The organism is Streptomyces alfalfae (assembly GCF_004127445.1).
GTDB lineage: Bacteria > Actinomycetota > Actinomycetes > Streptomycetales > Streptomycetaceae > Streptomyces > Streptomyces alfalfae.
This window is the reverse complement of sequence record NZ_QEXM01000016.1, coordinates 80,648-96,319: the sequence shown is the minus strand read 5'-3', so window position 1 is coordinate 96,319 and position 15,672 is coordinate 80,648. Positions and strand designations below refer to the sequence as shown.

At 74.6% G+C, this 15,672-nt stretch carries 8 protein-coding genes; 2 read left to right on the top strand and 6 right to left on the bottom strand.

Annotated features, from left to right (window positions below; translation table 11 throughout):
• Window positions 1-90: 90 nt before the first annotated feature.
• Window positions 91-2,187, top strand: coding sequence for a bifunctional glycosyltransferase/CDP-glycerol:glycerophosphate glycerophosphotransferase (locus tag DCW30_RS06880; protein WP_076685864.1), 2,097 nt, complete (start codon window positions 91-93; stop codon window positions 2,185-2,187).
• Here the strand turns inward: DCW30_RS06880 and DCW30_RS06875 are convergent.
• From DCW30_RS06875 to DCW30_RS06850, 6 genes are all read right to left on the bottom strand, one after another.
• Entirely contained in the window at window positions 2,171-5,029 is a 2,859-nt protein-coding gene (locus DCW30_RS06875; protein ID WP_076685866.1) for a stealth conserved region 3 domain-containing protein, read from the bottom strand. The two genes, DCW30_RS06880 and DCW30_RS06875, sit on opposite strands and share 17 nt — an antisense overlap.
• The gene (locus DCW30_RS06870) at window positions 5,026-6,057 is read right to left on the bottom strand and encodes a hypothetical protein (protein ID WP_076685868.1); all 1,032 of its coding nucleotides are present in this window, start codon (window positions 6,055-6,057) and stop codon (window positions 5,026-5,028) included. Before DCW30_RS06870 ends, DCW30_RS06875 begins: the two co-directional genes overlap by 4 nt.
• A 130-nt stretch (window positions 6,058-6,187) precedes the next feature.
• Window positions 6,188-7,069, bottom strand: coding sequence for a carbohydrate ABC transporter permease (locus DCW30_RS06865; RefSeq protein ID WP_062781448.1), 882 nt, complete (start codon window positions 7,067-7,069; stop codon window positions 6,188-6,190).
• Window positions 7,066-8,346, bottom strand: coding sequence for a carbohydrate ABC transporter permease (locus tag DCW30_RS06860; RefSeq protein WP_062781464.1), 1,281 nt, complete (start codon window positions 8,344-8,346; stop codon window positions 7,066-7,068). Before DCW30_RS06860 ends, DCW30_RS06865 begins: the two co-directional genes overlap by 4 nt.
• Window positions 8,347-8,416: 70 nt before the next feature.
• Window positions 8,417-9,808, bottom strand: a complete 1,392-nt coding sequence (locus DCW30_RS06855) for an ABC transporter substrate-binding protein (protein ID WP_076689255.1) — start codon at window positions 9,806-9,808, stop codon at window positions 8,417-8,419.
• Between the two features lie 303 nt (window positions 9,809-10,111).
• Complete coding sequence (locus tag DCW30_RS06850) at window positions 10,112-13,531, bottom strand: FHA domain-containing protein (protein ID WP_129299886.1); 3,420 nt, start codon at window positions 13,529-13,531, stop codon at window positions 10,112-10,114.
• 381 nt (window positions 13,532-13,912) lie between these two features.
• Here DCW30_RS06850 and DCW30_RS06845 point away from each other — a divergent pair, with 381 nt between their 5' ends.
• Window positions 13,913-15,601, top strand: a complete 1,689-nt coding sequence (locus DCW30_RS06845) for a serine/threonine-protein kinase (protein WP_076685870.1) — start codon at window positions 13,913-13,915, stop codon at window positions 15,599-15,601.
• Window positions 15,602-15,672 lie beyond the last annotated feature (71 nt).

The following is a 15,672-nucleotide window of genomic DNA, read 5'->3' as shown; positions in this document are numbered from 1 at the left end:
CGCGCTGGTCAGCCACTTCGCCGCCTTCCACCCGGATGAGTGACGCGTGGTCTTCGACAGGGGGTGTCCCGCTGGCTACGGTCGGTTGCCATGTCGCGCTTCTCGGTCATCGTCCCCGCCCACCGTGTCCAGGGCTACCTGCGGGAATGCCTGGACTCCGTGCTCGCACAGTCCTTCGCCGACGTCGAGCTGATCGTCGTCGACGACGCCTCGCCGGACGCCTGTGCGGCGATCGCCGGGGAGTATGCGGAGCGCGATCCCCGCGTGCAACTCGTGCGGCTCCCGGCGCGGTCGGGCCCCGGCCCCGCCCGCGAGGCCGGCGTCGGCCGCGCCACCGGCGACCACCTGCTCTTCCTCGACGGCGACGACCTGCTCCTGCCGGGCGCCCTCGACGCCCTGGACGCCGCCCTCACCGAACACGGTGAGCCGGACGTCCTGCTGTTCGGCCACGACCGCGTCGACTGGTGGGAGCACGTGCGCCCCGGCGGCGACCGCCTCACCGGCGACCCGCTCGGCCACACCCCGGCCGCCTGGAACCGCGTCTTCCGGCGCGCGTTCTGGCACGAGCGCGGACTCGCGTTCTCCGCGGGGCCCTACGAGGACGTCGTACCCGTCCACACCGCGACCCTGCGGGCCGGGGACCGCGTCGCCGTCCTCGACCGGAACTGCGTGCGCTGGCGCGAGCGGCGCGGCGGCAGCTTCGCCAAGACGCCCGGCAGGCAGCACCTCGCCGTCGTCGAGCGGTACGAGGAACTGCTCGCCGCCGCCGGCCCCGCCGACCGCGCCCGGCTCCTGCCGCACGCCGCCGCGCACCTCATGGCCGTCCTCGACGACCCGGGGCGCGTCCGGGCGGCCGACCGGCGCGACTTCTTCCGCGAGGCGGCGCGCGTGTACCGGGCGTACGCGCCCCAGCGGGCCCCGGAGCCCCGGAGCCCCGCGGAGAAGGCGCTCGCCGCCGCCTCCTACGCCGCCTACGCGGGCCTGCGCGAGGCCGACGCCCGGCGGGCCCGCGTCACCAGGGAGCTCAAGCAGCGCAAGAAGAAGCTGCGGGCCCGCGCCATGCGCGCCGTCTACCGCGCCGACCTGCGCCGCTCCCTCGACCCCCACCTCGCGGTCTACGGCGCCTACTGGAACCGCGGGGTCTCCTGCAACCCGGCCGCGATCCACGCCAAGGCCCGCGAACTCGCCCCGCACATCCGGGGCGTGTGGGTGGTCTCCGGCCGCAACAAGCACAAGGTGCCCGCGGGCGTGGAGTACGTCATCGAGGGCTCGCGGCGGTACTGGGAGGCGATGGCGAGGGCGACGTACCTCGTCAACAACTCCAGCTTCCCCGGCGGCTTCACCAAACGCCCGGGGCAGGTCTACCTCCAGACCCACCACGGCACGCCCCTGAAGACGATGGGCCTCGACCAGCGCCGCTACCCCGCGGGCACCCACGGCATCAGCTTCCAGAAGGTCCTCGACCACACCGACCAGTGGGACCTCAGTCTCTCCTCCAACCCGCACTCCACGGAGGTGTGGGAGCGGGTCTACCCCTCCACGGCCTACCGCGCCCTGGAGGCGGGCTACCCCCGCAACGACGTGTACTACACGACGGACGACGAGGAGATCGCGCGCATCCGCACCCGGCTCGGCGTCGGCGACGGACGCACCGTGCTGCTCTACGCGCCCACCCACCGCGACTACCAGAAGGGCTTCCAGCCCCGCCTGGACCTCGCGCGCTTCGCCGAGCGCCTCGGCCCCTCGTACGTCGTGCTCGTGCGCGCCCACTACTTCTACGGCGTCGCCGCCGGGCTCGACCGGCATCCGCAGCTCGTCGACGTCACCGGCCACGCGCGCGTGGAGGACCTCTGCCTGGCCGCCGACGCCCTCGTCACGGACTACTCCTCGCTGATGTTCGACTACGCCTGCCTGGACCGGCCGATCGTGACGTACGCGCCGGACTGGCAGGCCTACCGCCTGGCCCGCGGCACCTACTTCGACGTGCTCTCCGGACGCCCCGGCGAGACGCCCGGCGCGACGGCCACCACCGAGGACGCCCTGGCGCAGCTGTTCAGGGACGGCGCCTGGGACTCCCCAAAGGCGGCGGCGCTGCGGTCCGCGTTCCGCGCCCGCTTCTGCCCCTACGACGACGGGGGCGCCGCCGAGCGGGTGGTCCGCGAACTGTTCCTCACGGCGCGTCCGTGACGGCCCGCGACCGCTCGTAGGGCGAGCGCACCGGGAAGTACGCCGTCAGGAACGACCGGATGGCCAGCGCCATCTCCTCGTCCGCCATGCCGCTGTCGTGCGACTCGCCGATGCAGAACGCCGTCCGGTCCCGGTTCTGCAGCAGCCGCCCGAGCCGCGCGTGGTCCTTGCGGTCCCCGATGTCCACGAAGTCGTACGAGATGCCGCCGGGCACGGCGCGCCCGGTGAGGTACGCGTAGTGGTGGTGCAGGGACGAGACGACGGAGAGGTCGCCCGTCGAGCGGAAGCGGCTGCGCGACGTGGCCTCCCACTCCTGCGGGAACCGCTCGGCGATCTCCTCCAGGACGCTGCGGCGCAGCGCGTACGGCACGTGGAAGAAGCTGTGCGTCGTCGTCCTGCCGAACGCGCGGCGCAGCAGCTCGCGGTTGTTCTTCGCCGCCCCCAGATAGCCCTCGTCGTCCGGTGAGACCGGCAGGGCGGGCACGGACGCCGACGACCAGAAGAAGCGGGCGATGCCGTTGCTGTGGAAGAAGGTGTCGGGGTTGGTGGGGCGGCCGAGGAACATGTCGTCGTTGAAGTAGAGGAAGTGCTCCGACAGGCCGTCGACGCGGTGGAGCTGGGACTCGATGGCGTGCGAGTTGAAGGTCGGCAGGCACGCGCCGGGATCGGCGAAGAGGTCGCGGTGGTCCACGACCGTTAGGCCCGGGTGGTCCGCGTCGAGCCACGCGGGGCGCTGGCCGGCCGTGACGAGGTAGACGTGCCGGATCCACGGCGCGTACATCGCGAGGGAGCGCAGCGAGTACCGCAGCTCGTCGCGGTTGCGGAAGCGCACCGCTCCGTCGTCGGCGGTCTCGCGCCCCGCCGCGCCCCGTGCCGCGTCACGCAGGGCGCGCCACTCGGGGTCGGAGTCGTCGACCCAGGTGTAGACGGCGTCGACGGGGAAGTCGACGTCCTTGACGAGCAGTTCGGTGAACACGTCGAGGGTGGGGTAGTCCCGCTCCGCCACGCGCAGTGTCGCCGTCGGCGTGAGCGAGGGCAGCTCGGCCCCGGCGAGGGTCGCGCCGAAGGGCGCCCGGAAGCCCTCCGTGCCCAACGGGCCGCCCTCGGTCCGCCCCCAGAACGCCACCGTGCAGGCCTGGGCCGTGCCGTGGCGCAGGGACAGCGTGGTCGTCGTCACCGGCTTGAATACCTTGACGCCCGCCACCTCGCCGATCGCGTCGAGCCGTTCGGCGAGGACCGCGCCGGGCGCCGCGTCGCGCGGGTTGACCAGCTCGGCGTAGACGGGCTTCCCCGCGAACGCCCCGGCCAGGGCCTTGAGCGCGTGGTCGCGGTGCTCGGCGGCCACGGCCAGGGTGTGGGCCGTGCCGTCGTGGGTGCGGACCTTGACGTAGGGGACGCCCTCCGCCTCCAGGGCGTCCGCGGTGAGTTCGAGGTTCCAGGCCGCCATGCGGGGCGCGAGGACGTCGTCGCGGCGTTCGGCGAGGCGGCCCACCGAGCGGATGACGCGGCCCGTGGTGTCGGCGGCGACGATCTCGTCCTCACGCGCGCGCTCGCCGTCGGCCGCCGCGGCGTCGAAGGTGTGCGGGGCGGTGGGCCGGAACCCGCAGCCGCCGGACGCGACGCCGAGCGCCACGCGGTCCGCGCGCCCCCGCAGCCGCTCGGGACGGTCGCGCCCCGCCACGAGCCGCCGGTACAGCTCCTCCCAGCGGGCGGTGACCGCGGCCGAGGAGAAGCGTGCGTAGACGCCCTCGCGCGCGGCACGGGCGCAGGCGCGCCGCTTCTCCGGGTCGCCCATCAGCTCACCCATGGCCGCGGCCAGCTCGGTGATCTCCCCCGGTGGCACGAGGAGCCCGTCGACGCGGTGCCGCACGATCTCGGCGGGCCCGGTCAGCACGTCGTACGCCACCACGGGCACCCCGGCGGCCAGCGCTTCCAGGAGGACCAGCGGGAACGCCTCGTTGTGCCCCGCCGTCATCAGGCTGAGCCCGGCCTTCGCCCACTCGGCGGCCATGTCCTGGCAGGGGCCGAGGAGTTCGACGCGGTCGTGCAGGCCGAAGCCGTCGACCAGGCGGCGCAGGTGCCGCTCGCGGTGGCCGCCGCCGAAGATCCGCAGGGTCCACTCCGGGTGCGCGTCGGCGACCTCGGCGAAGGCCCGCACGGCGTGGTCGACGCGCTTCTCGCCGGTGAGCCTGGCGGCCATGACGATGACCGTGGACTCCCCGTCGGCGCGCGGCCGGAAGCCGTCCGGCACGGCGTTCGGGATGACGGCCAGCTCGGGCGCGGTGGGCCCGAGGGACTCCGCGATCCAGTCCCGGGTGCGGCCGGTCAGCGTGACCAGGGCGTCCAGGCGCGGCGCGTGCAGGAGCAGCGGTTCGCCGGAGGGGCCGCGCCGCTGGGTGGGGCGGTGCTCCTGGTGGACGGTGACGACGCGCGCGGGGGCGAGGGTCACGGCGGCGGCGAGGAGCGCGGGCGTGGTGGTGACCAGGACGTCGGTCTCCAGGCGGGCGAAGGCGTCGGCCATCTCGATGTCGGAGAGCCGGTCGAAGGCGTCCTCCCAGGCGGGCCTGATCAGCTCGCTGGGGAGCGCGGCCAGGGTCCGGCACGCGGCGTCGTCGAGGTCCGAGTCGCGCACCGGCCGCTCCGGGGTGACCGTGCGGTCCACCAGGTAGCGGACGGGCAGGGCGCGTGCCTCGACGAAGAACGGCTCGTCGCGGGTGCGGAAGACCGAGACGATCTCGACCTCGATGTCCGGGCGCTCGGCGAGGTGCTTGGCCTGGGTGTACGTGGCGAGTTCGGTCCCGCCCATCTCGTCGCCCCAGCCGAGCAGATACGTGATCTTCATGAGGTCTCCTCCGTGAGCTCCCGTCGGCCGGACCCGGACGCCGCGTCCGGGACGGGGACCTGCCCGGCGGGGCCCTGTCCGGGGGTCCACGCCAGGTCGGTGATGTCCCAGCACGTCACGGCGAACGCGCCGGTCCCGGTGAAGTGGGCGTGCGCCCGCACCAGCGCCCCGCCGGGCAGCGCGAAGACGCGGAAGGGCGTGGGGCAGGCCGCGGCGGGGTCCCGTACGTCGGAGAGCCAGCGCCCGAGAGGGAGGCCGCCCACCCGGAAGTCCCACACCCACTGGCCCGGCCCGGCCCCGGTCATCGCGGCCAGCGGCACCCGCAGCGTGAACGCCGCGCCCGACCACGCGACGTCGACGGGCACCGTCACCTTGTCCCTGCGCCGCACGGCCCGCGCGCGCCGGTCGGGGGACGCCGCGCCCACCAGGCGGCCGTGGACGGTGATCCCGTCGCCCCGCGGCTCGAACCGCACCAGTTCCGCGCGGGGCCGCGACCGCGTGGCCTGGAGCGCGGCCCGCCCGCTGCGGCACCTGACGATCCGCACGAGGGTGCCGGTCCGCGGGTCGGGGGCGTGCGGCAGGGTCGGCGTGGCGAGCGGCGCGGCGTCGGCGGCGGGTGCGAGGCCCCGACGCCGTACGCGGCCGCCGGCGTCCCATGTCTCGACGGTGAGCCGCCACACCCCGTCCCGCATGTCCCGCAGGGTGACCGTGGCGGTGAGCAGCGGGGCGCCCGCGGTGTGCGTCTCGTGGACGAGGGGGACGGCGAGCCCGCGCGGGCCGCGGCTGATCAGCAGCCGGGCGCGGTCCGCGGCGCCGACGCCCGCGGCGTCCAGGGCGAGGTTGAGCGTCCTGCTGTCCCTGAGCGAGAGGTGCACGGGCGTGAGCAGGGGCTCGGACCGGCCGCGCACCCGCCCCGCGGCGGCCCGCTCCAGACGGAACCGCGTGCTTCGCGTGGCGGCGCGCAGCCGCCGCCCGAGCGGCGACGGGAGCCCGGGGAGGCGCGGGGGCGTGATCCCAATGCGGTGCATCGCACCACTTTGCCCCGCGTCCGCCCGTGACCTCCTCGCTCACCGCGCGTGTTGTAGGTACATAGGACCGACAAGGCTCCATTCGGCCGAACGGTGCGTGCGGGGAGGCCGGCCTGCCGGAGGGCGGTGATCACTTCACCGCGCCCGCCATCACCCCCGAGACGAACTGCCGCTGGAAGGCGAAGAACACGGCCAGCGGTATCACCATCGAGATGAACGCGCCGGGCGCCAGGACCTGCACGTTGTCGCCGAAGAACCGCACCTGCTGCTGGAGCGCCACCGTGATCGGCGGGTTCTTGGAGTCGGCGAAGATCAGTGCGATCAGCATGTCGTTCCAGACCCACAGGAACTGGAAGATGCCGAGCGAGGCGATCGCGGGCGCCCCCAGCGGCATCACGACCCGGAAGAACAGCCGCAGTTCACCCGCGCCGTCCAGGCGCGCCGCCTCCAGGAGCTCACGCGGGATCTCCGCGAAGAAGTTCCGCAGGAGGAAGATCGCGAACGGCAGCCCGAACGCCACGTGGAAGGTGATCACACCGATCGTCGTCTCGAAGATGCCGATCTTGCCGAAGAGGTCGGCGATCGGCACCAGCGCCACCTGCACGGGCACCACGAGCAGGCTGACGACCCCGAGGAACCACCAGTCGCGGCCCGGGAACTCCATCCACGCGAAGGCGTAGCCGGCGAGCGAGCCGATGACCACCACGAGCAGCGTCGCCGGCACGGTGATCATGACGCTGGACAGGATCGAGTCGGTGATCGTCTCGTCCTTCAGCAGATTGCTGTAGTTCTCCAGCGTCATCTGCGAAGGCGCCGAGAACACCTTCCACCAGCCGCTCTCGCTCATGTCCGCCGGAGTGCGGAACGAGCCGATCAGCAGGCCGATCGTCGGCACCAGCCAGAACAGGCCCACGAGCACCAGGAACACCCGCAGCGCGGTGCTGCCGAGGAGGGAGGCGATCCGCCCGCCCAGGGACTGCCGGGCCTTCACCGTTTCGGTAGGGGCGGTCATCGCTTGGCCTCCCGCCGCATGCGCCGGATGTTGAACAGCATCACCGGGATGACCAGGAGGAAGAGCAGCATCGCGATGGCGCTCGCCACCCCCGAGTCCTTGTCGAGGAACGCCGAGTTGTACAGCTGCACCGCCAGCACGTTCGCCTCGTCCTTGGAGGAGCCCGGCGGGATCACGAAGACCAGGTCGAAGATCTTCAGAACGTTGATCATGAGCGTGACCAGCACCACCGCGAGGACCGGGGCGAGCAGCGGCACCGTCACCCGGCGGAACACCTGCCACTCGTTGGCGCCGTCCACGCGCGCCGCCTCCAGGAGTTCACGCGGCACGCTCGCCAGGCCCGCCGCGATCAGGACCATCGCGAAGCCCGCCCACATCCACAGGTACGAGCCGATGATGGCGGGCGTGATCAGCGTGGGGCCGAGCCATTCGACGCCGTTGTACGGCTCGCGGAAGTTCGACGCGGGGAAGCGCAGTTGCGCCCCGTCCGCCTCCTTGGGCAGCGCGAACGTGCCGTCGGCGCCCGCCGTGGTCGAGGCGACGACCTCGCCGTCCCTGACCGCCTCGATCTTGATGCCGTCGTAGCCCAGCTCGGCGGTGTCGGGGGCGTTGACCTCGCCCCGGCCCTTGCCGCGCGTGAAGTCCTGCCAGGCCGTCCCCGTCACCTGGTCGGGGTCGGCCTGCGCGGGCTTCGCCGGCTTCGCGCCGTCCGGCATGGTGTCCGGCGCCACGCCGACCAGCGGAAGAACCACCGGGGCGCCCGCCCGTACCGGCTCACGGGTGATGAAGGCGCCCCCGGACGCGTTCTTCAGGGGCGACTTCATGCTGGGGTGCGCCTGGGGGAACGCGGAGGACTCGGCGAACGTGTCGTGCACGCTCACCGCCACCGCGTTGGCGACGCCCCGGTCGGGGTCCGACTCGTACACGAGCCGGAAGATGATGCCCGCGGCGAGCATGGAGATCGCCATCGGCATGAAGATGACCAGCTTGAACGCGGTGCCCCAGCGCACCCGTTCGGTCAGCACGGCGAAGATCAGGCCGAGCGCGGTCGCGACGGTGGGCGCCACGACCACCCAGACCGCGTTGTTCTTGATGGCGGTGCGGATGCTGTCGTCCGTGAACAGCGTCTCGTAGTTGCCGAACGCCGTGAAGTCGCCCGAGTCGTCGAAGAAGCTGCGGAACAGCGAGTACCCGATGGGGTAGAGGACGAGCGCGCCCAGCAGCACCAGGGCCGGCAGCAGGAACAGCACCGCCATCGACGTACGGGTGCCGGTCACGCTCTTGCGCGGGGTCGGGGCCGGCGGCACCGCTCGCGGGGTGCCACCGGCGTTCGCGGACGTCACCGCGTCAGTCCTTGTACGCCTTGACGGCGGCCGTCTCCAGTACCTTCTGGGTGCCCGTGACGTCCTTCGGGTTCTTCAGGAAGTCCTGGAGCGCCTTCCACTCGCCCTTGCCCGGCGTGCCGCCGAAGGACTGCGGGGCCTGGTCGGACATGTCGAAGCGGATGTCGTCACCGGCCGCGATCAGGTTCTCGGCGATGTCGCGCTGCACGTCGTTCGGGTACGCCGCCAGGTCCAGGCTCTTGTTCGGCGAGATGAAGCCGCCCGCCTCGGCCCAGATCTTCGCCGCGTCGGGCGAGGCGAGGAACGTGAGCAGCGCCTGCGCGCCCTTGCTGTCCTTCAGCGCGACGGCCGCGTCACCGCCGACCACGGCGGGGGACTCGTCACCGACCGCGGGGAAGGGGAACACCTTGGCGTCCGTCCCGACCTTCGCCTTGGTCTCCGAGATCGCCAGCGAGACCATGTCGCCCTCGAAGACCATGCCCGCGGCGGGCTGGTCGCCGCCCTTGAACGTCTGCTTCACGGACGCCGGGAACTCCGTCTGCAGCGCACGGCTCGCGCCGCCCGCGACGAAGCCCTTCTCGCCGAAGATCTCCGCCAGGGTGGTCAGCGCCTCCTTGACCGAGGGGTCCGTCCACTTGATCTCGTGCTTGGCGAGCCGGTCGTACTTCTCGGGGCCCGCCTGGGAGAGGTAGACGTTCTCGAACCAGTCGGTGAGCGTCCACGCGTCGGCGCCCGCGACCGATACCGGCGGCACACCCGAGTCGTAGATCATCTGGGCCGTCTTCGTGAAGTCGTCCCAGGTCTTGGGCACGCTGACCCCCGCGTTCTCGAAGACCTTCGCGTTGTACCAGACCAGCGACTTGTTGGCCGCCTTGAAATACACGCCGTACTGCTCGCCGTCGACCGAGCCGAGGTCCTGCCAGCCCTTGGCGTAATTCTTCTCCAGCTGCTTCTGGGCCTCGGGGCCGACCGGCTTGGCCCACTTGTTCGCCACGGCCTGCTCGATCGCGCCGACCTGCGGCAGCATCGCGACGTCCGGCGGCTGCCCGCCCGCCACCTTCGATTCGAGGAAGCTGATGATGGGGTCCTGCGCGGGCACGAAGGAGACCTTGGCGCCCGTCCTCTTCTCGAACTCGTCGAGCACCTTCAGGAAGACCTTGCGCTCCGTGCCGCCCCACACGGCCGCCACGGAGACGCTCTCCCCGTCCAGCTTCGGCAGCTTCAGCGCCGTCCCGGTGTCCTTGCCCCCGCCCTTGCCTCCCTCGCCGTCCTTGTCGTCGTCGCCACCGCACGCGGTGACGGTCAGCGCGAGCGTGCCCGCGACGACGGCCGCGGCGATCCTGGCGGTGGTACGCCGATGTAGCGAAGCCCTGCGTGTACGAAGAGTGCTGCGCATCACTGCCCCGTTCTCTTCCCTGACGAGTCCCGTCCGGGTCTGGTCTACGCCCGGGCGGGGAGGGGCGGCAAGATGGCCTGCGCTGTCAACTCGTTGATCGTAATGGCGTTGTGACGTGGCGTCATGCGCCGCGAAGCGGTCTTTTCCCGTCAGGGGTGCGGATAGCCGTCACCGGGGGCGGGCAGCGGCTCCCGACGACGCCGACGGGGCGTGGGCCCGCCGGGAGCGGCGCGGCGGCGAGCCCGCACCCGGTCGTCGCGCCCGCGCCCGCAGCCTCGCCCGCGCTCGCGCTCACGGTCCCGCTCACAGTAAGGACGGGACCTCCTCCGCCGACACCGAACGCGCCGCTCGCTCCAGGGCGCTCGCGAGCAGGGCGAGGTCCGTCGGGCCGTTGCCCAGCTCCCGGACGGGCCGCCTGGCGGGCGGATCGCCCATCCGCTCCCACTCCAGCGGCACGACCGTGGGCCGCAGCGTCGCCGTACGGGGAATGCGTCCCGTGACCCGGCCCGCCTGGAAGGGCGTGGCCCGGCCGTCCGGGGAGCGCAGCTCGCCCCGCCCGGGGGCCGGTTCGTCGGGCCCCGCGGTCACCGCGTCCAGGGCCACGTGCAGCGAGGCCCGCTGCCCCAGCTCGGTCTCCGGCATCCGCTCGCAGCGGCCGGTGGACGCCACGAGATGCACCCCGAGCCGCTCGCCGTCGCGCGCCACGGCCTCCAGCGCGCGCACGACCGATCCGGCCGCGGGCCGCCCGGGGGAGCCGAGGGCGGGCGAGAGCAGCGCGTCGAAGTCGTCGACGATCACCACGAGCCGGGGCAGCGGCGGCCCCGGCTCCACGCGCTGCCGCGCGGCGGGCCGCAGCCGCATCGTGGCGCTGGGCGGCGTCTCGATGTCGCCCCCTGCCGCCTGGGGCGGCACGGAGGGGGAGCCGGGGGCGTCCACCGCGCCCGGCGGGGCGTCGCCGGGCGCTCCCTGAGCCCCGGGGCCGGTCGCGGGGGAGGGCCCCGCGCCGCCCGCCGCGCCGGAGGCGTCGTACCCGCCCGGGGCACCGGTGGCCCCTTGGCCGCCGGCCGCCGCGGACGCCCTGGCGGCGGACGCCCTGAAGGCCCCGCCGCCGGCGGACGACGGCGAGCGCTGGGCCACCATCCGCCCCGAGATCTCCCGCTGCGTGTGCCACTCGGTGAAGCCGAGCCTGCCGAGCAGCTCGGCGCGCCGCTTCAGCTCGGCGGCCAGGGACTGGGCGAACTCCCGCATGCGGACCGGGTCGTTCGCCACCAGGTGCGTCGTGACGTGCGGCAGGTCGGTGCAGACCCCGAGCCCCGCGCCCTGCCGTCCCGCCGCGCCGCCCGAGCCGCCGCTGTCCCGTCCGTCGACGAGCACGATGCCGAGCCGGTCGGGCCGCTCGGCGGCGGCGAGGGACGCGGCCAGGGAGCGCAGCAGCTCGGTGCGCCCGCTGCCCGCGGGGCCCTCGGCGAGCAGATGCGGCCCGTCGGCGGCGAGGTCGGCGACGACCGGACCGCGCGGCCCGGCCCCCAGCACCGCGAGGGCACGGCCGCCGAGCGCCTCGGGGTCGTCGCCCGCCGCCGCCCAGCGGGCCATCAGCGAGGCGGGCGTCGCCCGCGCGAGCCCCAGCTCGTCCAGCAGCCGCGCGGCCTGGGGCAGCGGCGCGGACACGCGCGTGTGCCCCTCGCCGGGGCCGCCGTCGGCGCGCAGCGGCGCCAGAGCCCGCGCGAACCGCTCGGCCCAGGCGGCGGACACCGCGTCCACCGCGGCGACGGTGCCGTGCCCCGCGGGGCGTCCGCCCGCCGTCCGCATCAGCCGCAGCGCGGTCGCCACGTCCCCGCTGAGGAGCGCCACGGCCCCGCACGCGCGGAAGGCGGGCGAGACCGCGCAGGCCGCCTCGTACGTGTCGAGGACCGGGGAGGCGGGCGAGGCGGCCTCGGTCTCGGCGAGGCACACCACGTGTATCCCCGCGCGGGCGCCCTCCCCGGCCAGGCGGGTGGTGGCCTCCCGCAGCCCGGCGGCCCCCGGGTCGCCGTCGACGATCACGACCGTGTGCGACGCGGGCGCCCCGGCCCGTGCCGCGCCCCGGTCCTCGTCGGCGATGCGGTCGTCGAGCCGCCGCAGAAGCTCGTCCGTGCGGGCCGCGGCCTGCTCGCGGTCGTAGGCCAGGAGGAGGCGGCAGTCCTGGCCGTGCGTGGGCCGCAGGTGGGGCAGCCAGCCGAGCCAGGCCCACTCGGCGGTGCGCCGCGCGGTGGGGCGTGCCCGGTCCGTGCTGATCAGCACGATCTCCAGGGTGTCGGGCGAGTGCAGCGCGCCGAGCTGGGCGACGACGGCCCTGGCCAGGCCGCTCAGCCGCTCGCGGGGCCCGGCGAGGCCGAGCGCGCCCGCCTCCCGCAGGCCGACCGTGACGGGCACGGCGGGCAGCAGCCCCTGGTCGCCGGGGCCGACCCGGTCGACCGTGCCGAGCCGCACCGCGAGGGCCTCCGGGTGGCCGGGGCCGCGCTCCCAGAGGCGGGGGCCCGGGCCGAGGGCCGTGAGCAGCAGGGCCGCGGGGTCGGGCCAGGACTCCGGGGTCCGCGCGGCGGCGGCCACGGCGAGCTCCTCCGGGGTCGGCTCGGGGGCGGCGCCGAACTCCTCGTCGTCGAAGCCGTCGTCCTCGTAGAGGTCGGGGGACCCGGGGGCGCCGCGGCCCTGCTCGCCGTCCCTGGCCCCGGTCAGGCGCCGGGCCCAGGCGGAGAGGCCGCCGCGCCTGCGCACGGAGCGCGGCACCGCCGTCCCGCGCGGCGGCGTCCCCACGCGCGCCCGCTCGGCGCCGGGCGGGTCGCCCGCCGCGGGCGGGGCGGCCGGGGCCCGGCCCGCCGCTCCGCATCCCGCCGAGCCGTACGGCTCGGCGGCGCCGGGGTGGTGGGCGCCGGGCGGGGCCGCGTGCGCCCCCGGGGCCGCGCCGGCGTCGCCCGCGGCTCCCCAGCCCGCCGTGCCGTACGCGTGGTGGCTGGCGGCCTCGGGGGCGGACGGGGGCCGGAAGGCGGGCTGCGGGTGCTCGGCGGGCCGCACGCGCACGTGCCCCTCGCCGTCGGGGGCCGTGGTCGGGGCGCCGCCGGTCCCCGCGGCCGGGCCGAGGGCGCCGTCCGCGAGGCGCAGCGCCGACTCGCCTATCCGGAGCAGGGAGCCGGTGGAGACCGGCACGGGGCGTCCGGTGACCTCCCTGCCGTCCACGGACGTGCCGTTCGTCGAGCCGAGGTCCTCGACCGTGACGCGGCCGTCCGCGGCGAGGGTGACCGCGCAGTGCAGCCGGGAGACGTCGGGGTCGTCCAGCGCGACGTCCGCCTCGGCGGAGCGGCCGACGCGGATCTGGCCGCCGTGCAGCAGATGGACGCCGCCGGCGTCGGGCCCCGCCACCACGTGCAGCTGGGCCGCGGCCTCCGCCAGCTCGGGGCCGGGCTCGCCGGGCGCCCCCAGGGAGAGCACGGCGCCGTCGATCAGGGGAGGCTCGCCGAGCGTGCACCGCTGGGCGTCGAGGCGCTCCGGTCCCGCGTACAGCACGAGGGGGCTCTCGGCGCCCGCGACGGCCGTGGCGAGGCCCGAGGCCACCGCGGCGAGCGCGGTCCCCGCGGGCGCGGTGACCAGGACGTCACAGGCGCCCTGCGCCCCGGTCGCCGCCGTGGGGCGGCCTTGCTGCTCGGTCTGGCCGCTGCGCGGCCCGAGGACGGTCAGCCGGATCTGCATCGCCGTCAGCGGTCCCTTCTGCGCTGGGCGCCCGGCGCGGGGACTCGCGCTGTGATTCCCCCCACCGCACACGGGCACGTCGGCCAGTACTGGGGGCATCCTGTCACCTGCCGCTGACAACACGCCCGGCGGCCACTCGTTTGTGATCTTGAATGGTCGGCTCTGCTCGGAAAAGTGCCTGCTTGGACCGTTGAGGGCGTCGCTCCGGCAACCATCGGCCACGGAAGAGCGTCTTTCCGTCGGGCGGCGGACCGTCGGAATCCGTTCGGCCGGCGCCCCCTCCGGCAGCACTACAGTGGGTCGGAACATCTTTCGGGAAGAGACCCCCGGGCCGCATCGGCGTCCGGACGGGACCAGCCAGACCAGCAGGGAGCGCATGACGTGCGGCCGGTAGGCAGCAAGTACCTGCTCGAGGAGCCGCTCGGGCGCGGCGCCACGGGCACCGTCTGGCGAGCCCGCCAGCGGGAGACGGCGGGTGCCGAGGCGGCCGTTCCCGGCCAGCCCGGCGAGACCGTCGCGATCAAGGTCCTCAAGGAAGAGCTCGCCAACGACGCGGACGTCGTGATGCGCTTCCTGCGGGAGCGGTCCGTCCTGCTCAGGCTCACCCACGAGAACATCGTCAGGACGCGCGACCTGGTCGTCGAGGGCGACCTCCTCGCTCTGGTCATGGACCTCGTCGACGGCCCGGACCTGCACCGCTACCTGCGCGAGAACGGACCGTTCACGCCCGTCGCCGCGGCGCTCCTGACCGCCCAGATCGCCGACGCGCTCGCCGCGAGCCACGCCGACGGCGTCGTGCACCGCGACCTGAAGCCCGCGAACGTCCTGCTCAAGCAGGACGGCGAGGGCATGCACCCGATGCTCACGGACTTCGGCATCGCCCGCCTCGCGGACTCTCCCGGCCTGACCAGGACCCATGAGTTCGTGGGCACGCCCGCGTACGTCGCGCCCGAGTCCGCCGAGGGCCGTCCGCAGACCAGCGCCGTCGACGTCTACGGCGCGGGCATCCTGCTGTACGAGCTGGTCACGGGCCGCCCGCCGTTCAGCGGCGACTCGGCGCTCGAAGTCCTGCACCAGCATCTCAGCGCCGAGCCGCGCCGCCCCTCCACCGTGCCGGACCCCCTGTGGACGGTCATCGAGCGCTGCCTGGACAAGGACCCCGACCGCCGCCCCAGCGCCGAGAACCTCGCCCGCGGGCTGCGCACGGTCGCCGACGGCATCGGCGTGCACTCCACCCCGGCGCAGATCGCCGCCGCGGAGGGCGTCGGTGCCCTGCTGACGCCCGACCCGGCGCCCGCCCACGTCCCCGACGCCCCCGGCGCGGCCGACCCCACGCAGGTGCTGCCGAGCAACGCGGGCTCGTACGACCCGAACGCGGCGACCAGCGTCATGCAGAGCACCGGCCACGGCCAGGGCCCCGGCGACGCCGACCCGACCTCCGTGCTGCCGAACAACCGGGGCGCTGCCGACCCGACCGCGGTCATGCCGCCCGTGCCGCCGAACGACCCCGGCGCGGACCCGAACGAGCCGCACCCCTGGCAGAACCAGATGCGCGCGGCCCGCGACCGCAACGAACAGACACAGGTCCAGTCCTACCTCGACCCCAGCCAGGACCCGCTGCGCCGCCGCCCCCAGCGTCAGGTGGCCAGGCCCCAGCAGCAGCCGCAGCAGCAGCACCCCCAGCAGTACGCGCCGCAGCAGCCCCGCGGGCAGGCCCGTGACCGGCGCCCGCAGCAGCAGTACGCGCCCGCGCCGCAGCAGCAGCCGCAGCACCGGCCCCAGCAGTACGCGGCGCCCCCGCAGGCCCCGCCGCCCCAGCAGCCCGCCCCGCGCCCCGCGCGCGAGCCGCGCCAGCCGCGGCAGCGCAGCGCCAACCCGATGAGGATCCCGGGCCTCGGCTGCCTCAAGGGCTGCCTGTTCACGATCGTCATCCTCTTCGTCGTGAGCTGGCTGGTCTGGGAGTTCAGCCCGCTGCAGGAGTGGATCGGGACGACGAAGGGCTACTGGGAGCAGCTCACGGACTGGTACGACACCGTCAGCGGCTGGGTCGGGGACCTCGGCGGCAAGTAGCGCGACGCGTCCCGGAGCGACGATCCCCGGCTCGGTGTGGGGATTTGTCGACACCTGCGGAGTGATTTCCG

Excerpts from the sequence above, each read along its gene's own strand:
- DCW30_RS06880 (WP_076685864.1), top strand. The coding sequence starts at position 91 with ATGTCGCGCTTCTCGGTCATCGTCCCCGCCCACCGTGTCCAGGGCTAC.
- DCW30_RS06875 (WP_076685866.1), bottom strand. The coding sequence starts at position 5,029 with ATGAAGATCACGTATCTGCTCGGCTGGGGCGACGAGATGGGCGGGACC.
- DCW30_RS06870 (WP_076685868.1), bottom strand. The coding sequence starts at position 6,057 with ATGCACCGCATTGGGATCACGCCCCCGCGCCTCCCCGGGCTCCCGTCG.
- DCW30_RS06865 (WP_062781448.1), bottom strand. The coding sequence starts at position 7,069 with ATGACCGCCCCTACCGAAACGGTGAAGGCCCGGCAGTCCCTGGGCGGG.
- DCW30_RS06855 (WP_076689255.1), bottom strand. The coding sequence starts at position 9,808 with ATGCGCAGCACTCTTCGTACACGCAGGGCTTCGCTACATCGGCGTACC.
- DCW30_RS06850 (WP_129299886.1), bottom strand. The coding sequence starts at position 13,531 with ATGCAGATCCGGCTGACCGTCCTCGGGCCGCGCAGCGGCCAGACCGAG.